Source organism: Ramlibacter sp., assembly GCF_035548915.1.
In the GTDB taxonomy this organism is placed as follows: domain Bacteria; phylum Pseudomonadota; class Gammaproteobacteria; order Burkholderiales; family Burkholderiaceae_C; genus Ramlibacter.
The window spans coordinates 42,652-66,130 of sequence record NZ_DASZSE010000027.1 but is presented as its reverse complement, the minus strand read 5'-3'; the positions used below and the strand labels follow the sequence as shown (position 1 = coordinate 66,130).

Below are 23,479 nucleotides of genomic sequence, written 5' to 3'. Positions count from 1 at the left end.
ACCGCGCTCCGAGCGTGTCCAATACTTTCGAGCAAGAGATCCATACACGCCATGTATGCACGGCCGCCTGGGGCTCCTATACTGGGACTCGCTCGACCTCGCGGAGGACAACCGTGGAGCTCCGACAACTGAGGCAGTTCATCGCAGTCGCCGAGGAGCTGAGTTTCAGCCGCGCCGCCATGCGGCTGCACATGGCGCAGCCGCCGCTTTCCGTGGCCATTCGCAAGCTCGAGGACGACCTCGGCGCGCCGCTCTTCGACCGGCGTTCGCGCGCCGTGCGGCTCACGCCCGCCGGCAGCGAGGCGCTCAGGCTCGCGCGGCGCTGCGTGGGCCAGGCCGACGAGCTGCTCGTGGCGATGCGTCACCAGGCCACGGGCGAGCGAGGGCGCATCCGCCTGGGCTTCATCGGCTCGGCCACGCACACGCAGCTGCCGCGGCTGCTGCATCTGTTTTCGCGGCGCTATCCGGGCATCGAGCTCGACTTGCGCGAGAGTGCCACGAACGCCGAAACGCTCGCGATGCTGGAGTCCGAACGGCTGGACGCGGGGCTCGTGCGCACGCCGAGCACGGCGCCCAGCGGCGTGTCGCTCGAATTCCTGGAGCGCGACGTGTTCGCGGCCGCGCTGCCGAGGACGCATCCGCTGGCCCGCCGCCGGTTCGTCACGCTCGCGTCGCTCGGATCGGAGCCGATCATCAACTACACCTCGACGCACGTCGTCGGCCTGCATGCGATGGTGATGCTCGCGTTCCAGGACGCGGGCATCTCGCCGCGCGTGGTGCAGCACGTGACGCACGTGCAGACGGCGATGACGCTCGTGGAAGCAGGCGTCGGCATCGCGCTCGTGCCCTCGAGGGCCGCGAGCCTCGTGGGCGCGGCCACCGTCCTGCGGCCGATCCGCGGGCTGGCCGCGGGCCACGCGATCGGCATGGCGCTCGCCTATCCCGCCGCGAGCGAGACGATGGCGGTTGAGCGGCTGCGTTCGGTCGTCGCGGAACTCTTTCGCAAGACCGGCGGCGCGCCGTATCGCCACGATGCGGAAGGCGGACCTACCGCCAGATCACGACCCAGTCCGGCACCAGGGCGATCGGCACGTTCTTCCAGTCGTGCCCCGCCGGCAGCGGAAAGGTAAGCCGCGCATCGCCCTTCGACCGGGCGTATTCGAGATCGAGGCAGATCTGCCCGTTGGTGGGCGAGTTGCGCACGGGCGCCTTGAAGCTTCTGAGCGCGAAGTTGCTGAAGCCCCGGTGTTTCATCGCCGCGCTCAGCTGCGCGGCAAGCGGCAGCAGTTGCTCCGTCATCCGCGCCTGCTCGAACGACTCGAACATCTCGGCATGGCGGTGCGCCGGGCCCGCGATCACGGTACCCCATTCAGCGGCGACCTTTCTCTTCTCGCCCTCGAGCAGCGTGATCTGCGCGGCGGCCTTCGTCGACTCCGCCGCACCGCTGATCGCGCTCAGGGTCTCGATCTGCGCCTTGAGCGCGTTGTTCTTCTGCTGGATGGCCCAGAGGGCGTTGCCCGCCGCCTTGGTGTTCACCGACTCGCCCGCGTGGCACACGAGCATCGTGAAGTTGCGGTGCTCTCGCCGCAGCTTGTCCTTGATCAGGAGCTCGACGAACTGCTCCGGCGTGAAGTGCTGCTTGTCGATCATGAAGACCGGCATCTGCCCGTGCCCGTGCGCCAGCAGGTAGATGGTGGAATTGATGCTGAACTGGCTCAGGTCCGTCGCGGCCTCGGTGCCGCCCTGCCACACCGGATGCAGGTGGAATTCATCCCTGAAGTCCCGCGCCGCGTTCATGATGGTGAGCTCCGCGTGCAGCGGCGACCACACGCAGCCGCGCTGGTCGAGATGCGCCGAGACATCGTTGATCGCCGCCTGGAACGTGCGCGTCATGATGCCGGTGCGGTTGCGCTTGGATCGTTCCCACCCCGGCACCGCCGCCTTGTAGTTGCGGATCGCCACGTCGAGGTTGAGGGACGTCTGCGGCGTATGGAAGCGCGTGTGCGCCTCGAGCCATGCGTCGAGCGCCACGAGCGTCGGTTCGCGCCGGTACACGGCGATGGCGGTCTCGCGCATCCACGTCTGAAAGGAGGGGAACGTCATGGGAAAGCGGGTGCTCCCGGCCTTGCGAAAGCGGGGCCGTCTGGGCCATTCTTGCCGAAGGGCGAGCGAAGCGCCAGCGCGGGAACGCCCCTGGGAGTGGGATTCGCCCAACACACATGGACGCCGGCGCGGCAAATTCACGCAAACCGGATCGCCGGCACGTCTGGCGCGCACCCGGCCTCAGTGCGCCGCGTCCGCTGCGGGCGGCGCAGGGTCGGATGAGCGGCGCGGCCGGCGGATCAGCACCAGCAGCGGAATCGACAGCAGCGTCACGGCCATCATGACGCGAAAGTCGTTCACGTACGACACCAGCGCGGCCTGGCGCGTCACTTCCGCGTTCAGAAGGGCGATGCCCGAAGTGCTCTCGGGGCTCAGCATCGGCGGCAATCCCGGCAGCGCGGCATTGCCCGGGGCGACGGTGGACGCGATCAGCTCGTGCGCCTGCACCGTTCCGCGCGTGAGGAGCGCCTGCACGATCGAGATGCCGACGCTGCCGCCGATGTTGCGCAGCAGGCTGAAGATCGGCGTGCCATCGTTGCGCAGCCGCGGCGCGAGCGTCGCGAACGTCGCCGCCGACAGCGGCACGAACGTGAAGCCGATGCCCAGCCCCTGGATGAAACCGGACCACACCATCAGGCTCGCATCCATCTGCAACGTCACTTGAGACATCTGCCAGAGCGCGAGCGCCGTGAGGCCGAAGCCCGCGACCATGATCGCGCGCACGTCGATGCGGCCGACCAGCCGGCCCACCACGATCATCGCGATCATCGTGCCCACGCCGCGCGGCGCCGTCACCTCGCCGGTGAAGACCACCGGGTAGTCCAGCAAGCCCTGCAGGAAGAGCGGCAGCAGCGCCATCGTGCCGTACAGCACCATTCCGACGACGAAGCCGAAGAGGCTGCCGATCACGAAGTTGCGGTCCCGGATGAGGTCGCGGTTGAGGAACGACACGCCTTCCACCGTCCACGTGTGCACGGCGAAGTAGGCGAAGGCGATGGCGGCGCACGCCGCCTCCAGCCGGATCTCCCACGAGGCGAACCAGTCGAGCTGCTCGCCGCGATCGAGGAACATCTGCAGAAGGCCGATGCCGAGGCTCAGTGTCACGAGCCCGAACATGTCGAGCGCGCTTTCCTTCGGCCGGTTCTCGGGCAGGTAGCGCACGATGCCCCAGAGCGCGAATGCGCCCACCGGCAGGTTGATGAAGAAGACCCAGCGCCAGTCGAAATTCTCGGTGAGCCAGCCGCCCAGCATCGGCCCGAGGATCGGCCCCACCATGATCCCCGCGCCCCAGATCGCCATGGCCTGGCCGACTTTCTGCGGCGGGTTGATGTCCAGCAGCACGGCCTGCGACAGCGGCACCAGCGCCGCGCCGAACACGCCCTGCAGCAGCCGCGCACCGACGATCATCCCGAGCGAGTTCGCCATGCCGCAAAGCGCCGACGCGACGGTGAAGCCCACGATCGACACGATGAACACCTGCCGGCGGCCCCAGCGCGCGCACAGCCAGCCCGTGAGGGGCAGCGTGATCGCGGAGGCGACGATGTAGGAGGTGAGCACCCAGGTGATCTGGTCCTGCGAAGCCTGAAGGCTGCCTTGCATGTGCGGCAGCGCCACGTTGGCGATCGTCGTGTCGAGCGCCTGCATGATGGTCGCGAGCATGATCGAGATCGTCACCATGCCCCGGTGCGCCCGCGCCTCGGCGGGGCTGGGGGTGGTGCTCATGATGGCTCGCTCACGGCATCTTCTCCTCGCTGCCGCCGCCCGCGCGCGAGAGCAGCCGCTCGCGCGCCTTGCCGAGGAGGGCGATGAGCTGCGCGCGTTCGGCCGCCGTCATGACCGCGAGCACGTCGTTCGTGAGGTCGTCGCTGATCGCGAGCGCCCGCTCGAGCGCCTTGCGCGCCGCGGGCTTCATGTGCAGGTGGTTGATGCGCCGGTCGTGCGGGCTCGGCCGCCGCTCGATCCAGCCGGCAGCGGCCATGCGGTCGCTGAGTGCCGCCACGGCCATCGCGCTCACGCCCACCTTCTGCGCGAGCTCGGCCTGCGACACGGGCTCGTCCTCGTCATGCGCCGCGAGCACGCCGAGCAGCCGGCACTGGGCCTGCGAAAGACCGAGCTTCTCGCGCGCGAGCCGGTCGAACTGCTGCGAGTAGAGACGGCCGATCTCGACCACGAGAAAGCCGAAGCGGTGCTGGAAGGCGCGTTTCATCAACGCACTGATTATAAATGCATTTATGATTTCAGCGCGGCAGCGGACGCTTCCGACGGCGGTTCGCTGCCGCGTCCGAGCGCGGCCGTCGGCCGGCCCGCGTACCGTGCGGGTAGCCTTGGGGAGACAACGAATGGATGCGAAGCCGCCCGCCGTGCAGCGCTACGACAACCCGCGCGCTCTTTTTCCCGCCGAGCACTGGCTGGACCTCGCGATCGGCCTGATCGCCTGGTTCGCCACCCGCAAGAACCCGTCGCTTGCGGTTCGCACGCTCGGCACATTCGTTGGCGCGACGCTCGTGGCGCGCGCGGCGCACGGCCACCCCCGCATGGGGCGGGTGATGCGCTTCACGCCGATCGGCGGCGGCATCGAACGAAGCTGAGCTGCGAGGAGGTCCGCCGCGGGCCGCCCGGACGCCTGCTCCACTAGCGCGGCATGTTGATGCCGAGCATCGAGAAGAAGCGGCCCAGGTCGCCTTCTTCCCGCAGCACTTCGCGCATCAGGTCGGGCAGGGTGAGCTGGCCCCAGGCGATCGCGCGCTTCACCAGATAGGGCGTCGGGCTGTGCGGTTCGGTGCGCTGCAGGTACACGGCCGCCATGTCGAGGAGGCGGTAGGCTTCCTCGCGGCTCGTGATGGGGCCGGTGGGCAGCGCCTCCCCGCGCGCGCCGGGCGAGGCGGGCACGGCGCGTTCCGCGGGGTGTTCCGCGGGGTGTTCTGCGGCATCGTCGGCAGGATACGGCTGGGCGCTCATCATCGGCTCCTCTTCGGGCTCGCTCGGCTGCGCGGGAAGGTACGGGTATTCGGGCTCGTCGCTCGGGCGCGCCGTCACGCCTCCGCGGCCGTCCAGGAGGCTGCGGCACGCGCGCTCGATGCGACCGAGCGTGTCGGTCACCTTGCCGAGACTGGGCGCATCCGCGGCGAGCCGCTCATCGAGCATTCGCGCGAGCTCGTCCCATTTGCGCGCCGCCTCCTCGGCCTGCTCGCGCAGCTGCACGAGCCAGCGCACGCCGGCAGCGTCGACCATCGCGAGCACCAGTTCGCGCGTGAACCCTTCGTCTTCTTCGTCCGCGCGGTCGCTTCGCGCCTGCGGCACCACGAGCCGCTCCCAGTCGGCGAGATTCAGAAACGGCGGCTTCCTGTCCGGCACGAAGACGAGCGGCAGCTGCAGCCTGAGCGTGAGCGGCAGGCTCTCATTCAGCCAGGTGAAGGGCGCGATGCGCGCTTCGCTGTCGCCGTCCTCGATCAACGGATGCACTTCGTCCCAATAGCGCTCGACGAGGCCGGCCAGGAGCTCGGTGCCGGCGATGAAGCCGCGCAGCTGATGCTGGCGCAGCCACGCGTCCATGAGCCAGGCGGCGAGCTGCAAGTCCTTGCTGCGCGCAAGGAGCGCGGCGCACTCGCGTCCCACCGCGCGCCAGTCGGCGCGCTTCAGCGGCCTTTCCCACTCGCCCATCGGCAGCGACGGGTCGTCCTCCTCGCGCGCCTGGCGGATCGCGAGGTAGGCGGGGTCGTAGCGCACCGAAGGTCCGCAGGGACCTTCGGCGGCGACGGGTTCGAGCAGCGTGGGGAGGTCGGGATCGAAGGACTCGGTGTCCATCATGGGTTCAGGGCAGTCACGAGGGCAGTCACGAAGGCAGTCACGAAGGCGGCGGCAGGGCGATCAGGGGCCGGCCCACTCGGGCGCGCGGACGGGAAAAAGGCCCGGCCACGCCACGGGCGTCTTCTTGCCCACGGGCGAGAGCGTGACGCGCATGTAGACGCGCGAGCGCGAATCGAGCGGCGCGCCGCGGCCGTCCGGGGCGGCAACCGCCAGCGGGAATTCGAGCCTGAGCAGTTGCGCTCGCGGCTCGACGCGCGACGATGTCTCGGGCTCGCGCTGGCGCTGGATCATCGTGAGCAGCGACCACGGGTCGGACCAGCGGAACACCACCACCTTGCCTTCGACCTGCAGCGCGGGCTGGTTGGGATCGGCCACCGGCGACGCCGGCTGGTCCTTCGCGAGGCGCAGCGTCAGCGTGATCGGCGAGCCCGGCTCCCAGCGCAGCGCGCGGGGCGGCTCGCGCCAGCGCAGCACCTGCCCGCCGATCTCGAGCGTCCAGTCGATGACGCGGTTGCCTTCGACTTCGGCGGCCTGGTTCACGCGGAATTCGGGCATCACGTCGTAGCCGGCGGCCGCGCCCTCCTCGGTGGGATAGAGCGGCGCGAGAAAGGCCTTCACGCGTTCGAACTGCTCGGCGAAGCGGCGCGCCGCGACGTTGGCCGACATCGGCCGGTTCGGATCCACCGGCTGCTTGATGATCGGTGCGACGCGATCGTAAGTCTTGATGATCTGCCCGATCTCTTCCACGTCGGCCGCGGGCGCGTCGCGCGACACCGACTGCGTGAAGGGCTGGCGACCCGCGAGCGTGCGATTGAACGTCCCCGCGAACTGCGCCCAGGTCTCATGGACCTCGGTCGTTCTCAGTTCTCCACAGCGCGACGCGAGCGACGTGTAGATCTGCTGGTAGCGTTCGCCGAAGTAGTCGGCCGGCCGCATGCCGGGGCCCTTGCCCGCGAGCTTGTCGGCGCAATTGAGGCGGTCGAGGTCCGGTGCGAGCGTGACGAGGAACTGCTCCAGGCTCACGAGGCTGCTGTTGGGGTTCTTCAGCTTGTAGCGCTCGAGGTCGCGCTGGATCGCGCGCCACCGGTGCACGACCGAATTGCCGGCGTCGGCCTGCTCCAGGAAAGCCATGTAGGTCTCGGCCTGCCGATCGAGCGTTTCGGCGCGCGCGAATTGCTGGCCCAGGTACTGCTGCAGGCCGGCCGCGTCCTGCACGCCGAAGGCTTGCAGGAGTGGCGCTCGCTCGCCTTGCCACCACTTGAAGTCGCGCCCACGCACCGCATAGAGCTCGGAGCGGTTGAGATTGTCGTCCACGAGGCGCAGGCGATTGAGCGCATCCTGCGTGACCACCTGGTGAATGTCCTCGGCCTGGTCGGAGGCGCCCAGCTCCGCGAGCAGGCCTTCGACCTTGGCAAGCCGCACCCGCGCGTTCTCGAAACCGCCCGCGTCCGGTGCCGAGGCGCTCTCGGCGCGGCTTACGACCGTGAGCGACTCGACCGCGAGGTCGTGCACGAGCCGCGCGAGCTGCCCGTCGACGAAGACCTCGACGCTGCGCCGCATCGCAAGCGGGAATTTCTGCAATCCCTCGGCCGCGAAGCGCTTGCGCGCCTCGCCAAGCGAGATCGCCTGGTCGAGCCGCTGCGGGTCCCATGCGAGCGTGGCACGTGAAGGCACCGGCGGCAGTTGCCGCGCGCGAGGCGGCGTCATGAACGACTGGTTCAAGAGCGAGCTGATCGCATCGCGCAAGGCCACGCGGTCGCTCGACAGGACGAAGCGGCCCTCCTTTTCCTGCCAGACGACACCGGCAGTGGCGTCGGAGCCGAGCTTGGCCGCGTAGTCGCTGCCGAAACGCTGGAAGGCGAAGTAGCTGCGCTGGCGTATCTGGTCGGCCACTTCGGGGCCGAGCAGCCGCGCCGCCGCGACGCGCTGCATCGCGCGGTCGTAGGCCTGCCCGAGGTTGGGCGTGGGCTGGCGCATCCACGCGCCCTTGCCCGGCCCGAGCAGATTCTCCTGGTCCTTGATGACCGCGAGCACCTCGCGAAAGCCGTCCACGGTCGGCCCGTACGCCGCGCCCACCGTGGTCGGCGCAAAGAGCTTGTTCGTGAGGCGAGTGAGCCGGTCTTCCGTCACCAGGAGGTCGTTGTTGAGGAAGAGGCGGTTGTCGACCGCCGCCATGGCCTTCGTGATCGTGCAGCGCGTCGCCTGCTGGATCGGGCCGACCGAAAGCGACACGGGCGAGGGCCCCTGCCCTTCGCGCGCATGGAACCACCGCAGGCTGCGCGAGATGTTGCCGGGCAACTCGGCACCGAGCGTGTACTTCACGAGCAGCCGGAGGTCCGCGGCCTCGGTCGCGCTCGGCCGCTGCAGGCGCTGCATCGCCTGGATCGCCTGGTCGAGTTGCTCCACCGAATTCAGGTAGGTGAGCACCGCCGAGAACTCGGGCAGGTCCTCGGTGGCGAGCGTGAGCTTGCGGGCGCCCTCGAAGCTGTTGGGCACGCCCGGCGGCGTGCACTCGCCGCCGATGATGAGCTCGCCCGTGGCCGTGTCCTGCGCGACGCCGGTCATGTCGCTCGCGCGCGCATAGAGTTCGCGGCGCAGCGTGGCGATCGCGATTTCGCCGAACTCGCGCTCGATGCGTTCGGCCGCGCGCTGCTCCAGGTCGTCGAAGAAGGACCACGATCCGGGCATGAACACGGTCCAGGCACTGTCGATCGAGAGCTTCTCGCTCGCCGCAAGCAGGTTGAGCGCCTTGCGCCGGTACCAGTCGGTGGGGATCGGCTCGGAGCGGTCCGCCGCCCGCGCGCGGTATTCCGCGTCGGACTGGATCTGCGCGAGCGCTTTCGAGAGTTCGCCGTAGCGCGAGTCGAGCTGCCACGTCGCGACGACGAGGCCGATCACCCACGTGCCGATCACGACGATGCCGACCCAGCGCGCCGTGCGCGTGAGCACCGGGCGCGTGAGCTGCTGGCGCGAAGGCCGCGCGAGGCCCCACTCCTGGAACACCTTGTTCTCGAACAGGTCGCGCAGGAAGGCCGGCTCGCGCGAGAGCTGCAGCACGAGGTCGGCCGTGTCGGGCTGGGCCGCGTCCGCCGTCGTCTCGAGCGCGAGCAGCTGCGCGTCGTGCGCCGCCACGGCCTTCTGCGCCGCTTCGCTGCTGTCGCCCGTGAGGTAGATGCCGCGGAAGAAGAAGGGCTCGTGGTAGGCGCTCGGGCGCAGCAGCTCATCGACGTAGAGCTGCAGCTGCGAGCGAATCCGCTCGATGCGCGAAGGCAGCAGGAAGAATTGTTCGGTCCCGTGCACGCCGCTCGTGGCGAAGAGCTCGGCGCTCGTGTCGGTCACGGTCTTCAGCACCGCGTTCACGGCTTCGTCGACCCAGAAGGACTGGTAGGTCGTCGAGAGATCGAAGGGCGAGGACCAGCCGAGCATGCTCGCGCGCATCGATTCCGGCAGCGCCCGCGCGAACGGCGCGAAGCCCTCGATCTCCTCGCAGCCCGACACCACCACGTACACGGCGAAGCGCATCGCGAAGCGGTTCTGCGCGAGCCAGAGCCGCCGGTGCGCGAGCTTCGCGAGCTTGGCGAGCTCGAGCCGCGCGTCGGGCCGCTCATCGAGCAGCAGGCTCGCGGGCACCGTGATCACGACGGAGTCGAACGGGCGCTCGGGCCGGTACTTGCGGCACAGCGACAGGAATTCGTCCCAGGGCTTTTCCGCGGCTTCCTCGTCGTCGGGCGAGCCGAGATACGCGCCCTTCACGTCCACCACGATGCCGCGGTCGAAGAAGTGCCACGAGATGCCCTGCGCCGCGGCGCCCTGCGCCGCTTCGGTGCTGAGCGCGCTCGCGACGCCCGACTGCTCGATCGGCAGCTGTTCGCTCGAATTGCCTTCGCCGAGCACCAGCACCCAGGGGATGCTGTAGCGCTCCGAGCGCGAAACGATGTTGGCCTCGATCAGCTCGACTGCCTGGCGGAACGAATTGCGAAGCGAGTCGAAGCGCAGCCGCGCGACCTTCGCCTCGACCTGCGGCTTGGCGCCCGAACGCCTGACCGCCACCCAGATCACGAGCGCGAGCACCGCGATCACGAGCAGGATAAGCACCGCCAGCGAGATGAGGAACAGGTTGTCCTTCAGCATGGCAGGCTCACCGGGTCGGCGCGTCGGCGGTGGACGACAGCGTGCCGGTGTTCAGCACGTGGCGCACCGGCCACGACTGCCACACCCAGAGCATTTCGGAGATCGCGAGCAGCGCGACCAGGCTCAGCAGGAAGCCGACCGTCCAGCGCGAGAGCGTCGGCAGCTTGCGCGGCGCGATGTGCGAGAGGGTGCTCTGGTAGGCGCGGTCGCTCAGCACGCGTTCGCGCAGCGTGAGCTCCGGCGGGCGCTGGTAGATGAACTGGAAGAGTTCCTCGCGCAGACCCGCGAGCCGCGCCGATTCGCCCATGCCCCGGTAGCGCCCCTGGAAGCCGAGCGCGAGCGCGAAGAGATAAAACCGCGCGATGTCGCGCTTGGAGGGTTCGCGCTGCGAGAGGATTTCCTCGATCCGCTCGAAGACGCGGTCGCCCGCGACGCTCGTGCGAAAGAGCGAAGCTTCCAGCAGGTGCGACGTCCACGTGTCGCGTCCCATCCAGTCGGAGTTCAACAGCATTTCGTCGGCGAGCGCGGCCTTCAGGTAGCGCGCGTCGGCGATGCTTTCCAGCTCGAAGCGGCTGCCCTCGCGCTTGGATTCGAGCGTCTGCAGCTCGATCAGGTTCTCGAGGTGCCGCTCGAGGCTGGCGGACGCCGCCTCGGGGTCGGTCTCTCGCAGTTCCATCGCGCGAGCCTGGGCCCGCGATACTTCGTCGTAGAAAGCGCGAAACTGCCTGACCAGGTGCTCGTCGTCGCTGCGTTCGGTGGCCTGGCGCGCCATGTGATTCCCTTCCTTGCCTCAGTCGCCGCCGGGCCGCACCGAAGCGGTGGATGCCCCCGGAGGGGCCGGCGCGGTACACGTTGCGGCAAACCCGGGAGCCATCGCTTCTAGCCCTTGGCGAACAAAACTACTTCCTGCGGCTTTTGCGCGTGCGCGCTTTCGGCAGTGTTGCTGATGATCAGGGGCTCGCCGCCCACGGTCAAGCTAGGACTCGTCTGGATGGCGAAGAGCGTGTAACCGGTGCTCGCCCGCACGCCGAGCTCCTCGGCGGTGTCGATGTGCGTGCGCTGTGCGCCCAGCACACGCCGCTCGCGCAGCGAAGCGTAAGCCGACTGGGAGCCCACGATCGCGCCTTCCATCCAGGCGAGCAGGTCCTTTTCCGACTGGCCGCGCAGGCCGACCACGAGCCGCTCGCGCGTGAGCCACTCCGGCTGCAGCACGAGTTCGAACGCCCCGTGCCTGAACTCGAACTTGATCTCGCGGTACTCCTGGCTCACCTCGCCCAGCGCGTCGTCCACGGCGGCCAGGAGCGGCTCGAACGTGGCGAGCGGATCGGCATGGTCGTACACCGGCGGCACGGGCGGCAGCGCGCCCGGGCGCAGCAGCGACAGCGGCCCGAGCAGCGCCGACAGCGCGAGGTACAGCGCGTACGGATGCAGGTGCGGCGTGCGCTGCACGGCTTCGAGCGCGGGGAGCCCCTCCAGCAGGTTGCGCAGGCGCTCCTTGTGCTCCAGGTAGGCGAGCCGGTCCTCGGGCTTGGACGAGGGCACGGCCGTCTGCTTGGCGAGGAACGCCGCCTTCGAGCGCAACTGGCTCGCGACGGAGGCGACCCGCTCCCAGAATTCGCCGCGTTTGGTCACTTCGAGCAGCGGCGGCAGCACGGGCGCCGGCTTGATCACCTCGTTGTCCCGAAAGACGGCCCCGAGCCTCAGGTGCGAGAAGAGGCCCGAGGGCACCGGCCCCGCGGCCAAGCCCAGGTTCGGCACGAGGCGGGGAACATCGGCGGCGGCGGCTTCGGAAACCTCGTCTTCCACCGGGGCCGCATGCGAGGTGCGAAAGCGCGCGGGCGCTCCGGGGTCGCGCATGCTGCGCGCGCGCGGCAGGGTGAGCCAGATGTCGAGCGGCCGGCCGGTTTCGAGCTGCGCCGCGTGCGCGGCGAGGTCGAGTTCGAGGGAACCATGAAAAGCGTCTTGCGAGGAATATTGCACGGCCGTGCCGTCCGGCAGCACCGCTTCGAGCTCGGCGACGCGGAACCGCTGGCCGGCCAGCAGCGCGGTTTCGATTTCCAGATGGCGCACGCCCCAGCCGAACGGATTGGCCGCGAGCGTATGCCACGCCACGAGCGCATCGACCCGGGCTTCGGCCTGCTGGAAATGCTGGGGCGCGAGCAGCATGCCCTCGTGCCAGACTATGCGCGCGGGAACCTGCGGCGACCTAGCCATGCGCTTCTTCCGTCGTCATGCGTCCTCTCGCTCAGGTCTGGAGCGCGGCGACCGTGAATTCGCGCGCTCCCAAGTCGATCATTATCCCGCCGGAAAGCTGCTCCACCTTCGTTCGGTGGTCCCCGGGGCTCAGGTAGTCGGCAAAAACGAACACCGCGATCACGTTGGGCGTGCCGAACCGCTCGCCCGGCACGCGCAGGATCTGCCCCGGCGCGACTTCGAAGCTGCGCACCGTGAGCGCCGCCGGATAGGTGCGCAGGAGATCGTGCTTCGTCTGGAACCACTTCTGCGCCGGCAGGGCTGCCACTTTCTCCACCATCGATTCTTCCAGCACCAGCACCACGTCCACGGCGGCGGCGGTGTTCTGATTGGCGTTGTCGGCCGCGGAGATCACGACTTCCGTCCACGAGAGGCGCACGCCGCCCAGGCCCACCAGGGTCATGACCTTGCCGAGCGTGGTCTTCGCCGTGCCGAGCGCGCCGCAGCCGGCAAGGAGGGACGCGGCCGCCCCGGCGAGCGCGCCACGCAGGATTGTTCTTCGGGTCGATGTCAAACGTGTTTCTCCAAGGCGGCGGCCTCGGGCTGGCCGAGGAGCGTGGGCTGCGCCGCGGCACCGCGCTTCATGCCCACGCCGAAGCCCAGCACCACCAGCAGCACGGCCACCGCGAGGGAGCAGGCGACCCCCACGGCGAGGTCGGCACGCGTAAAGACGAAGCGCACGGGCAGCGCGGGCGCCGTCGCGGTCTCGGCGACCGAAGCCTTGCGCTCGGAGGGCAGGCCATGCGAGACGAGCGCCATCAGCACGCAGCCGAAGACGAGCGTGAGCAGGTTGCGCGGACCCTCGCAGAGGATGTCGATGGCGATGAACAGCGCCATCGCCGCTTCGGCGGGCAGCTCCAGCATGCCGAGCACCATGCCCGCGTACGCGATGCTCGCGGCGCCGTTGTTGCCGCTGGAGGCGAACGCCGCGAGCACCGAGCCGCCCGCGACCATCGCGAGCTCCTGGGGCGTGAGCGTGTGGCCGTACAGGTTGGCCACGAAGATGGTGAGCAGCGAGTAGTAAAGCGCCGGGCCCGCGCGCATGAAGACGGAGGCCAGCGGCGTCACGAGCTCCACGATGCCGCGCGAGAAGCCGAGCCGGTTGCTCATGGCGTCGATCGTGCTCGGGATGCTGGCCGTCGTGCTGCCGGAGGTGAACGCGATGATGGCCGGGTCCTGCAGGGCCTGCATCACCTGCCACGCGGACGCCTCGCACTGCCGCGCGATGAGCGCCGTGCCCGCGAGCGCGCCGCCCAGGCTCACCAGCGTGAACCAGCCGAGAAAGCCGCCCATCGCGGCGACGGTGGTCGCGTCGCTGCGGCTCACGAAATACGCGGCCAGGCTGAACACCACGAGCGGGATCAGCAGGTTCACCTGCGAGATGATGATCTCGAGCGCGCGGTACACCGCCTCGATCACGGAAGTGAACATCGCGTTGCGCGTTCGCCCGAGCGCCGCGAAGGCGAGCCCGAAGAAGATGGCGCACAGGAGGATGCCGAGCGACTGGCCCTCGGTGAGCGCATGGAAGAAGTTGTCGGGCACGAGGTCCGAAAGCACCGCCGTGCCGTCGTCCTTCGGCGCCTCGGCCGGGGGCGCGAGCGTGACGTCGACGTCGCCCGCGCCGCCGCCCGCGCGCTGCACCATCTGCCCGAGATAGGCCCGCGTGTGGGAATCGAGCCCGCCGCCCGGCTCCGCGAGGAGTCCCGTGAGCGTGCCCGCGACCGCGGCCAGCGACACCAGCAGCACCGCGGTCGCGGCGATCATGAAGATGCGCGCGCCCGGCTGCGGCAACGCGAGCACCTGCCGCAGGCCGAAGAACGTCGCGACCACGAGCAGGGGCAGCGACGCCATGCTCACCACGGCGAGATAGAGCTGGCCGAGCACCGCGGCGCGCATTCCGGTGTCGGGGAAGAAATATCCGAGCAGCCCGCCTGCGATCAGGCAGGCGAGCAGCGCCGGCGGGCTCGCGGCCAGGCGCTTCAGGAATCCCACTGGTTCCAGCCCCGCTCGAGCGCGTGGTTCACCGTCGCCCGCGCGAGTTCGAGCGAGCTGTCCACGAGCTGAAGTCCCTGCACCGTCGCCTCCCGCGCCGCGATCGGGATCTCGGTGCATCCCATGATCACCGCGCCCGCGCGCTGCGAGCGCGCCCACTTGAGCGCCTCGTCGAGGCTTGCCGAGCCTTCCGCGAGCTCGCCGGCCTTGACGTAGCGGATGCAGTCGTCCACGTTGCCCTGCGCGCCTTCCTCGGGCGGCACAAGCCAGCCGAGGCCGCGCGCTTGCAGCGCCCGCTGGTAGAAGCCCGAAGCCAGCGCGCCGCGCGTGGCGAAGATCGCGACTTTTTCCGTGCCCGCCGCGATCGCCGCGACGCAGGCGTCGGCGATGTGCAGGATCGGCGCCTTCGCCCGCGCGCTCATCTGGGCGTACCAGTGGTGCGACGAGTTGCAGGGAATCGCGATCACGCCGACCATGGCTTCGTTCAGGAAGTCGATGCCCGCGAGGAGCTGCGGCAGCGGATCGGGCCCCACGCCCAGGATCGCGCGCGAGCGGTCGTGCACGTGCGGGAAGCTCGCCACCACGACCGGCAGGTGCTCCTGGTCGCGCTTCGCGGGCGTGAGCCGCACGAGCTTGTCCATGAAGTCGACCGTGGCCGCCGGTCCCATTCCGCCGAAGACGCCGATGCGCGACATAGGGGCCTCGACTCGCGTCAGATCTTCAGGGGCCGCGGACAGATCAGCGACACGGCCGCGGTGTTGCCGATGACGAGCACCAGCGTGCGCAGGATGTCGCAAAGCGGATCCACCGCGAGGAAGAGGATGAACGCGGCTTCGAACGGCAGGCCGAGGTAGGCGCAGGTCATGCCCACCAGCGACACCGTCACGAGCCCCGTCATGCCGGCGGATGCGAAGCCGGCCAGCACCGACGCGCCGAGCACGAGCACGATGTCCGCGGGCGTGAGCACGCGCTCGTAGAGTTGCGCGATGAAAAGCGTCGCGCTCACGTAGTAGATGACCGGCCCCACGCGCAGGAGCGACACGGTGAGCGGCACGAGCAGTTCCACGCGCGACCGCGCGAAGCCGAGCCGGTCGGCCAGGCTTTCGATCATGACGGGCATGCACACGGCGCTGCTGCGGGTCGCCACCGCCATCGCGAACGGCGCGCGCAGCGCATTGAGCGTCTGGCCGAGCGAGTTGTTGGAGCGCCGCCAGATGATCGCCGCGGCGGCGACCAGCACGATCAGCGAGCCGATCAGGAAAGCCACGACGAACTGGATCATCGCCTGCAGCGGGCCGATGCCGGTCTTGCCGAGCTGCGCCGCGCTCATGCAAAAGAGCACGAGCGGCAGCGGATAGTTCAGCCATCGCACGAGCGTCTGGCACGAGTGGTAGATGGTCTCCAGCGAATAGGTGAGGCCGTCCGATATTCGCGACGGCACGTGGCCCACCGCCAGCCCGAAGAGAAGCGCGAAGACGAGCGCCTTCAGCGTGTCGCCGGTCGCGAGCGCGGAAAAGATGTTGGCGGGCACGAGGCTCAGGAGCACCTCGGTGAAGGTCACCTGCTTCTTCGGCTCGTCCAGGCCGCGCAGGTTCATCGTCGTGTCGCTGGAGCTCAGGTCGTTGCCCACGATCTGGCCGAACGTGTCGCGCGTTTCCTTCGAGAGGTTCTCCCCCGGCCTCAGGATGAGCAGCGTGAGCGCGCCGACGATCGCGACCGCCACCGAAAAGGCGACGAAGACGCTCGCGAGCCGCCCGAGCAGCCGCCCGGTGCCGCCTTCGCGAAAGAGGCGCTGCAGGCTGAAGATCACGGCCGACACCATGAAGGGCAGCGTGATCATCTTCAGCAGGTCGACGTAGATGTCGCCGATGAAGCCCAGGCGCACGGCGAATTCCGGCGCCATCGTGCCGAGCACGAAGCCGCCGGCGAGGGAGCCCAGGATCACCCAGGGATTCAAGACGAGGGCGTAGAGCTTTTTGGCGTCCATGTTCGTTCCTTGCGTTACTTCTCGATCGCGCCGAGCACCTTGTTGACCGTGAGCTTGTCGGTGCGCTGCGTGAGGAATTCGTTGATGAAGGCCAGCAGCACCGGGTCACCGATGCCCACCGCGATGCCGAGCGTGTCCTCCAGGTCCTTGAAGGTCACGGTGCGCAGCAGGAGCGACTCCGTCGGGTCTTCCTTCAGGATGCGCTTCACCTCGAACTCGTCGCGGTAGGCGCCGATCACGTCGCCCTGCTTCAGCGCCTTCAGCACGAGCGGCCAGTCCGGATAGGTCTTGATCTTCGCGTTCGGGAAGTAGCGCTTCGCGTAGTCCTCGAAGGACGACTTCGCGATCACGCCGATGGAGCCGTTGAAGCCGCGGATCACCTCGGGCAACGCGCGGTCGCGCGCGAACTGCGCGAATTTCACGCGGTTCAGGATGAGCGCGTGGTTCATGACGAGGTAGGGCTGAGAAAAGCTGATCACCTGCGTGCGCGCGAGCGTGCGCGACAGCTTGCTCACGCCGATGTCGGCGTCGCCTCGCGCCACCGTGTCCACCACGCCGTTGAAGCTCTTCGCGTTGCGGTTGAACCGCACGTTCACGCCCAGCTCCTTCGCGATGGACTTGGCGAGGTCCACCTCCAGGCCCATCAGCTCGCCCTTCTTCTCGTAGAAGAAAGGAGGCGTGTCCACGCCGAGCATCGCCACGACCAGCTCGCCGCGCATCACGATGCGCGCGATGTCCGGCGCGAGCAGCCGCCCGTCCGGCACGCGCACGAGCGATGTCGCAGCGGCTGGCATGGCCGCGGGCGCGGCGGCAGCGGCGGGCGCGGCGGGCGCACCCGGCTTGGCCGCCTGTGCGAGGGCCGGATCGGGAACCCCGCCCGACACAGCAAAGGCGAGCGCGAGCGCCGCGGCTTTCAGCCAGCGCCCGGGCATCCAGGTTCGGCCAGAGAAGGAGGGATCGTGTCGCATCGAAGGTCCCAAGTTATGGTTTTGAAACTGCGGGGGCGCTCACCGAGGGCCCGGCGACCGACGGGGCGGTCACGGAAGGAGCGGTCACGGACGGCGCGGTGACCGAAGGCGCCGCAAAGGTGGGTGCGGCGGGTGCGGTGGGTACGGCGGGCGCGGCGGGCGCCGTGGGGGCGGCCATCGGCACCGCGTACGGCGCGGCCACGTCCGTCTCGGCGAACCGCTTGCCCAGTTCGATTCCGAGCAGGAAGAGCAGCACGCACAGCAGGAACACGCACAGGCCTGCGATCGCCAGCATCCGGGTGGACATCTGTACCTGGTACTGCATCAGGCCACCATCGTCTGGAACTGGCTGGGCGCGATCACCTGGATCACACCGCCCCAGTTGCACATCAATTTGCACGAATTCTGTACGGCCGGCATGTTGGCGACCATCACCGTGGGGGAGCCTGGAATCCACGGCGCGCTCGTCACGGGGATGCAGGGCATGGGCGTGAACGCGCCGAGCGCGGCGGCTGTCGCGGCCGCCACCATCGGGTTCGACATGGAGTTGCAGGTGCCGAACGGCGGGATGTTCACGAAGGGCGCGTGGTCCATGATGTTGGCCCCGGGCGTGCCGGCCATCTCGCGATTCATCGGCAGCACGGACAGCACGGCCGGTGCCGCGCCGAAGCTGCACTGCAAGGTTGCCCCCGTGGTCACGAACACGGCCATCGCCTTACGATCCCCTCACCAGTTTTTCGAGCCGCTCCATCAGGCTTGCGCCGTGCGACTCTTCCTGTTTGGCGCCCCGGGCGTTGTAGCGACGCGGACGACCCGCGGGCTTGCCCTGGCGGTACTGCTGTTCTTCCATGACCTTGCCGTTCGGCCAGTAGCGGCGCAACCAGCCATCCAGCTGGTTGGCCTTGTAGTTCGCGCTCTGGACTTTGGTGCCTTCCCGATCGTAGTCGATGCTTTCCCCTTCGAGCAATCCTTTGCGGTAGCGCGCGCGCCGCACGACGTCGCCGTCGGAGAAGAAAAGCGCCTCGCCTTCGATCTGGCCGGCCCTGAACTGCATCTTGCAGCTCGGAAGCCCCGCGTCCGAATAGAACACCGCCTCGCCATGGGGCTGGCCCGTCGCGAAGTGCTGCTCCGAGAGCAGCCGGCCCTGCGCGTAGATGCGCGTGATCCCGTGCTGCACGCCGTCCTTGTAGTTCGCGTCCTGCACCAGCTGGCCCGTTTCGTCGAACATGCGCACCGCGCCGTGGAGCTTGCCCCCGTGATAACCCGCATCGAGCGTCGGCTTGCCGCCGGGCCCGTACTGCGTGAGCCGGCCATCGAGCACGCCGCCTTTCATTTCGGCGCGCATGGCGAGGCGGCCCTGGTCGTCGTGCTGCTCGACGACGGTGGTGTCCGGCCCGGCCGGGGCGGCAGCTGCGACGGGGAGGGGGCCGGTGCTCATGTCGACCCTGGATTGCCGCCTACGCGGGAATGACGGTCCATCGCGGTGGTGGAGTGGCGATCTTTCATTCAGTTGATCTTCACGAGCCCGCCCTTGACGGTGAGCATGCCGCCGCCGTCGACCGTCCCCGTCGCCGAAGCCTTGACGTTGACCATCGTGCCTTCCACGTCGCTGTTGACGCTGCCCTTGTTCTTCACGTTGAGGCCCTCGTTGGACAGATCGGTGCCGGCCTTGTTCGTGAGCGCGGTGCCCGCCTGGTTCGTGAGCGCCGTCCCGGCCTTGGCCGTGTAGGAGGTGCCCGCCTCCGCGGCGAGCGTCGTGCCCGCCTTGATCGACATGTCCTTCGCGCCCTTGAAGACGATCGAGCCCGTGACGTCGATCGTGAGGTTGCCCGTCACCTTCAGCTCGTAGTTGCCCGTCACCTCCTGCTTGAAATCCGCCTTGTTGGTATGGCTCTCGTTGCCCGTGATCTCCAGCGTGCGCGTGCCCTTCACGTTGTGCGTCTCCGTGCCGGTCTTCACCTCGACCGTGCGGTTGCCCTTTTCGATCGTGTGCGTCTCGTGGCTTTCCTTCACGGTGGTGGTGAGCATGTTCTCGATCTCCACTTTCATGTCCTTCTGCGCATGAACGTAGAGCTCCTCCGAATCCTTCTTGTCCTCGAAGCGGATCTCGTTGCCGGCGCTTCCCTGCTTCGACGAACGGGTCTTGATCGTGCTCTGGGTCGAGTTCGAGGGCAGCGTGACGGGCGGCGTCTTCTCCGCGTTGTAGACGGCGCCGGTCACGAGCGGGCGGTCCGGGTCGCCGTCGACGTAGCTCACCACCACTTCCTGCCCGACGCGCGGGATGAAGAGCGCGCCCCAGCCCTGGCCGGCCCAGGTCTGCGACACGCGCACCCAGCAGGAGGCCGTGTCGTCCTTCTTGCCGAGCGTGTCCCACGCGAAGAGCACCTTGATGCGCCCATGCTTGTCGGTCCAGATCTCCTCGCCGCTCGGGCCCACGACCGTCGCGATCTGGCTGCCCGCCACGCGCGGGCGCGGCGTGATGCGCGGCGGCCTGAACGGCACGGTCGCGGGGAACGCCTCGAAGGCATTGCTGTAATGCTCGTTGCTCGCCGAGTGCGTGACCGACCGCACGACGTGCGCCGCGTTCAGCGCCGCGCGCGGATGGCCCGACAGCGTGAACTTCGTGCCCGCCGTGAGCGCGTAGCAAAAGCTCTGCCCGCGCGCGATGGCCGACTGCACCTGCTGCGCCTCCACGCGAATCTTCGCCTTCGCGTTGTGATCGGCCACGGCCTTCTTGCCGCCCGGATATTCGTACTGCGTTCCCTTGCCCCCGGTGCCCGCGTTCTCGCCCTTCAGCGCGGTGCTCGGCTGCTCGAAGTCGTAGTCGTTCAGCGTGAACTTCTGCGCGACGAGCCGGCTTTCGAATTCGAAGCGCTGCACCTGATCGATGCGTTCGCGCACGCTCGCCTTCGGATGGAACGTGAGCGTGGCCGCGCCGGGGCAGTCGGTGTGCGCGCTCGTCGCGTCGGCCAGCACCATCGTGTGCGCGCCGTCGGCGAACGTGAAGAAATAGAAGATGCCCTCTTCCTCCATCAGCCGCGAGATGAATTCGAACGCCGTCTCGTCGTGCTGCACGCAGTATTCGCGCGCCGTGTAGGTGCCGGTGAGCTTGTCGGAGATCGTGATGCCGAAGTCGCCGAGCACCGCCTTCACGATGTCCGACACGCTCTTGTTCTGGTAGATCTTGCGGTCCCGCGTCAGCGTGAGAAGCCACAGTTTGGGCACGACTTCGGCCGAATACGCCGTGAACTCGCGGTCTCCTCCGATGTGCAGGAAGCGCGAGCAGATGCCGTTGAAGTAGCGCGAGTCGGCCGTGCCGAGCTTGAGCGTCACCGTCACCGACTGGCCGACGATCGTGGCCGGGTCGAGCGAGGTGTCGTCGCCGCGCATCGACAGGGAAAAGCGAAACGGCTGCGAAATGCCTTCCGTGCCTTCCAGCGCGTCCAGGATCAGCTTGTCGGCGCCGAAGGGCGTCGTCACCGCCATGAAGGCGCTCGCCTGCGTGAAGCCGGTGCGGGTGGTCGTCATCTTCAGTTTCCGCCCGGTCCACCCGGCTTGGGTGCGCCGAATTCGAACTCGAACTGCCCGGCCGCATCCAGCTTCATGCGCACCGAGCCGAACGCGTCCGACATCGAGATGCGCTCCAGCACCTGGCGCGAGAGTTCGGGCAGCACCGTCTGCGTGAGGATGTGGTCGATGTTGCGCGCGCCCGAGTCGACTTCCGTGCAGCGGTCGGTGATCGCCTGCGTCACCGCGTCATCCCACGTGAACTGGGCGCGGTGATTGCGCGCGAAACGCTGCGCGAGCTTGCCGAGCTTCAGGCCCACGATCGAGCGAATCTGCTCGTCGCCGAGCGGGTAGTACGGCACCAGCACGAGCCGCCCGAGGAAGGCGGGCGAGAACATCTTCACGAGCGCCGGGCGCATGCGCGCGACGAGCTCCTGCGCATCGGGCTTGCGGGCCGCTTCGCACGCCTCGGTGATGACGTCCTGCCCCGCGTTGGACGTGAGCAGGATGAGCGTGTTCTTGAAGTCGATGAGCGTGCCTTCGCCGTCTTCCATCGTTCCTTTGTCGAAGACCTGGAAGAAGAGTTCCAGCACGTCGGGGTGGGCTTTCTCCATTTCGTCCAGCAGCACGACGCTGTAGGGACGGCGGCGAACGGCTTCGGTGAGCACGCCGCCGCGGCCGAAGCCCACATAGCCCGGAGGCGCGCCCTTCAGGTTGGAGACGCTGTGCGCCTCCTGGAATTCCGACATGTTGACGCTGACCATGTTGCGCTCGCCGCCGTAGAGCAGGTCGGCGAGCGCATAAGCGGTCTCGGTCTTGCCGACGCCGCTCGGCCCCACCAGCATGAAGACGCCCACGGGCTTGCCGGGATCGTCGAGGTCGGCGCGGAACGTGCGCACGCGCTTGGCGATGGCGTCGAGCGCCGGGTCCTGTCCCACGACGCGCTCGGCAAGCTTGTCCTTCAGGTTCAGGACGGTGTGCAGCTCGTCGGCCAGCATCCTGCCCACGGGGACGCCGGTCCAGCCGGAGATCACCTGCGCGACCACGTTGGAGTCGACGCACACGGGCACCATCGGCTCGTCTTCCTGCAGCGCCTCGAGCCCTTTTTCGAGGCGCTGCAAGGTCGCCGCGAGGTCCGCCGCGTCGTCCTCGTTCGTCGTGCCTTCCGCGACGTTTTGCGCGATGCGCTTTCTCAAGGCCACGATCTCGGCCACCGCGTGCTTTTCCTCGTCGAGCTTGTCCGAAAGGCGCTTGTGATGCGCCTCGCGCTCCTTCAGTTCGAGCGTGACCGTCGCGATCTGCTGCGCATGGTCGCGGCCGGTGGCCGCTTCGTGCTTCAGGATGCGAAGCTGGTTTTCGAGGTTGGCGATTTCGCGCCGCTCGTCCTCGATTTCCAGCGGCAGCGCGTTCTGGCCGATCGCGACGCGCGCGCAGGCGGTGTCGAGCACGCTGATCGCCTTGTCCGGCAACTGCCGCCCCGAGATGTAGCGGTGCGACAGGCGCACCGCATCGCGCACCGCGTCGTCGACGATCTCCACGCCATGATGGTTCTGCAGCGTCGACACCATCCCGCGCAGCATCTCGACTGCGACTTCCTCGCTCGGCTCTTCCACTTTCACGACCTGGAAGCGGCGCACGAGCGCGGGGTCGCGTTCGACGTACTTCTTGTACTCGGCCCACGTCGTGGCCGCGATCGTGCGCAACTCGCCGCGCGCGAGCGCCGGCTTCAGCAGATTGGCCGCGTCGCCCTGGCCTTCACTGCCGCCCGCGCCGATCAGCTGATGCGCTTCGTCGATGAAGAGGATGATCGGCGTCGCTGACGCTTTCACTTCGGCGATCACCGACTTCAGCCGGTTCTCGAACTCGCCTTTGATGCCCGCGCCGGCCTGCAGGAGCGCAAGGTCGAGCGTGCGAACCGAGACGTTGCGCAGCTGCTGCGGCACGTCCCCCGCGATCACGCGCAACGCGAAGCCCTCCACCACCGCCGTCTTGCCCACGCCCGCCTCGCCGGTGAGGATGGGGTTGTTCTGGCGGCGGCGCAGCAGCACGTCGACGATCTGGCGGATTTCCGCGTCGCGCCCGCGGATCGGGTCGATCTGCCCGTCGCGCGCAAGCTGCGTGAGATCGACGGTGTACTGATCGAGCGAGGGCGTGTTGAGCGCGCCGCGCCGCATCGAAGGCATCTGCTTCGCGGCAGTCGCACCGCTCGCCGAGGCGGCGGACGGTGAGGAAGCGCGCGCGGAGCCGCCCGCATCTTCCGGCGACGTCGCAAGCACGTCCGGCAGTTGCTTGCGCAAGGTCTCGCGCGGGATGTTCAGAAGACTCGGCGCCGACTCCAGCAGCAGCCCCCGCAGGCTGTCGACTTCCAGCAGCGCGAGCATCACCGTGCCCGAGCGCACCTGCTGCTCCCCCAGCAGCATCGAGGAGAGCAGCCACGCCTCCTGCAGGAGCGGGCCGAGGTTCGGCGAAAACGACGGCGTGCGTCCGTTGCCGCGCTTGAAGCGGTCCATCGCCTGCTGCAGCTGCTTCAGCACGTCGTCGCCCTTCACCTCGTACTGGCCGAAGATGAGCGACAGGTCGGGCGCGGGCGCCTCGCAGAGGCGAAACAGCAGGTGCTCCACTTCCACGTTGTAGTGGGTCTGCTGCACGCACAGCTCGGCGGCGGCGTTGAGCGCCTTCTTGCACTCGGGGTTGAGCCGTCCGAGCAGGGTGCGGATGTCGATTTCCATGC

19 protein-coding genes are annotated in these 23,479 nt (G+C 68.5%); 2 read left to right on the top strand and 17 right to left on the bottom strand.

Going from position 1 to position 23,479, the window contains the following annotated elements:
• Positions 1–113: 113 nt before the first annotated feature.
• Positions 114–1,130, top strand: coding sequence for a LysR substrate-binding domain-containing protein (locus VHA82_RS08560; RefSeq protein ID WP_325542485.1), 1,017 nt, complete (start codon positions 114–116; stop codon positions 1,128–1,130).
• On the opposite strand, the gene VHA82_RS08555 is transcribed toward VHA82_RS08560, so the two are convergent.
• The 3 genes from VHA82_RS08555 to VHA82_RS08545 all read right to left on the bottom strand — a co-directional run bounded on the left by VHA82_RS08555 (position 1,048) and on the right by VHA82_RS08545 (position 4,309).
• Positions 1,048–2,103, bottom strand: coding sequence for a hypothetical protein (locus tag VHA82_RS08555; RefSeq protein ID WP_325542483.1), 1,056 nt, complete (start codon positions 2,101–2,103; stop codon positions 1,048–1,050). The two genes, VHA82_RS08560 and VHA82_RS08555, sit on opposite strands and share 83 nt — an antisense overlap.
• A 180-nt stretch (positions 2,104–2,283) precedes the next feature.
• Positions 2,284–3,825, bottom strand: a complete 1,542-nt coding sequence (locus VHA82_RS08550; protein ID WP_325542481.1) for a DHA2 family efflux MFS transporter permease subunit — start codon at positions 3,823–3,825, stop codon at positions 2,284–2,286.
• 10 nt (positions 3,826–3,835) lie between these two features.
• Positions 3,836–4,309, bottom strand: a complete 474-nt coding sequence (locus tag VHA82_RS08545; RefSeq protein WP_325542479.1) for a MarR family winged helix-turn-helix transcriptional regulator — start codon at positions 4,307–4,309, stop codon at positions 3,836–3,838.
• A gap of 133 nt (positions 4,310–4,442) precedes the next feature.
• Between VHA82_RS08545 and VHA82_RS08540 the strand changes: the two genes are divergently transcribed.
• On the top strand, positions 4,443–4,691 hold the full coding sequence (locus VHA82_RS08540; protein ID WP_325542477.1) for a hypothetical protein: 249 nt from the start codon (positions 4,443–4,445) through the stop codon (positions 4,689–4,691).
• 43 nt (positions 4,692–4,734) lie between these two features.
• On the opposite strand, the gene tssA is transcribed toward VHA82_RS08540, so the two are convergent.
• The 14 genes from tssA to tssH form a co-directional block, all read right to left on the bottom strand.
• On the bottom strand, positions 4,735–5,907 hold the full coding sequence (gene tssA / locus VHA82_RS08535) for a type VI secretion system protein TssA (protein WP_325542475.1): 1,173 nt from the start codon (positions 5,905–5,907) through the stop codon (positions 4,735–4,737).
• A gap of 63 nt (positions 5,908–5,970) precedes the next feature.
• Positions 5,971–10,041: a type VI secretion system protein gene (locus VHA82_RS08530; RefSeq protein WP_325542473.1), complete on the bottom strand. Its 4,071-nt coding sequence runs from the start codon at positions 10,039–10,041 to the stop codon at positions 5,971–5,973.
• A gap of 7 nt (positions 10,042–10,048) precedes the next feature.
• Positions 10,049–10,813 (bottom strand): DotU family type IV/VI secretion system protein, encoded by a 765-nt coding sequence (locus VHA82_RS08525; RefSeq protein ID WP_325542471.1) that lies wholly within the window; start codon positions 10,811–10,813, stop codon positions 10,049–10,051.
• A 107-nt stretch (positions 10,814–10,920) separates the two neighbouring features.
• A complete protein-coding gene (tssK, locus tag VHA82_RS08520) occupies positions 10,921–12,255 on the bottom strand; it encodes a type VI secretion system baseplate subunit TssK (protein ID WP_325542469.1) in 1,335 nt (444 codons plus the stop codon).
• A gap of 31 nt (positions 12,256–12,286) precedes the next feature.
• Positions 12,287–12,808: a hypothetical protein gene (locus VHA82_RS08515; RefSeq protein ID WP_325542467.1), complete on the bottom strand. Its 522-nt coding sequence runs from the start codon at positions 12,806–12,808 to the stop codon at positions 12,287–12,289.
• Positions 12,805–14,286: a dicarboxylate/amino acid:cation symporter gene (locus tag VHA82_RS08510; RefSeq protein ID WP_325542465.1), complete on the bottom strand. Its 1,482-nt coding sequence runs from the start codon at positions 14,284–14,286 to the stop codon at positions 12,805–12,807. Before VHA82_RS08510 ends, VHA82_RS08515 begins: the two co-directional genes overlap by 4 nt.
• The gene (locus tag VHA82_RS08505; protein WP_325542463.1) at positions 14,274–14,981 is read right to left on the bottom strand and encodes an aspartate/glutamate racemase family protein; all 708 of its coding nucleotides are present in this window, start codon (positions 14,979–14,981) and stop codon (positions 14,274–14,276) included. The genes VHA82_RS08510 and VHA82_RS08505 overlap by 13 nt, the downstream gene beginning before the upstream one ends.
• Positions 14,982–14,998: 17 nt before the next feature.
• Positions 14,999–16,273: a dicarboxylate/amino acid:cation symporter gene (locus VHA82_RS08500; protein WP_325542461.1), complete on the bottom strand. Its 1,275-nt coding sequence runs from the start codon at positions 16,271–16,273 to the stop codon at positions 14,999–15,001.
• A gap of 14 nt (positions 16,274–16,287) precedes the next feature.
• The gene (locus tag VHA82_RS08495; RefSeq protein ID WP_325542459.1) at positions 16,288–17,241 is read right to left on the bottom strand and encodes an ABC transporter substrate-binding protein; all 954 of its coding nucleotides are present in this window, start codon (positions 17,239–17,241) and stop codon (positions 16,288–16,290) included.
• Positions 17,242–17,254: 13 nt separating this feature from the next.
• Complete coding sequence (locus tag VHA82_RS08490) at positions 17,255–17,566, bottom strand: hypothetical protein (protein WP_325542457.1); 312 nt, start codon at positions 17,564–17,566, stop codon at positions 17,255–17,257.
• A complete protein-coding gene (locus tag VHA82_RS08485) occupies positions 17,566–17,952 on the bottom strand; it encodes a DUF4280 domain-containing protein (RefSeq protein WP_325542455.1) in 387 nt (128 codons plus the stop codon). The genes VHA82_RS08490 and VHA82_RS08485 overlap by 1 nt, the downstream gene beginning before the upstream one ends.
• A gap of 4 nt (positions 17,953–17,956) precedes the next feature.
• Positions 17,957–18,679 carry a toxin-antitoxin system YwqK family antitoxin gene (locus tag VHA82_RS08480; protein WP_325542453.1) on the bottom strand — a complete coding sequence of 241 codons (723 nt, stop codon included), beginning with the start codon at positions 18,677–18,679 and terminating at the stop codon, positions 17,957–17,959.
• A gap of 68 nt (positions 18,680–18,747) precedes the next feature.
• Positions 18,748–20,769, bottom strand: coding sequence for a type VI secretion system Vgr family protein (locus VHA82_RS08475; protein ID WP_325542451.1), 2,022 nt, complete (start codon positions 20,767–20,769; stop codon positions 18,748–18,750).
• 2 nt (positions 20,770–20,771) lie between these two features.
• The gene (gene tssH / locus VHA82_RS08470; protein WP_325542449.1) at positions 20,772–23,477 is read right to left on the bottom strand and encodes a type VI secretion system ATPase TssH; all 2,706 of its coding nucleotides are present in this window, start codon (positions 23,475–23,477) and stop codon (positions 20,772–20,774) included.
• Positions 23,478–23,479: the final 2 nt, after the last annotated feature.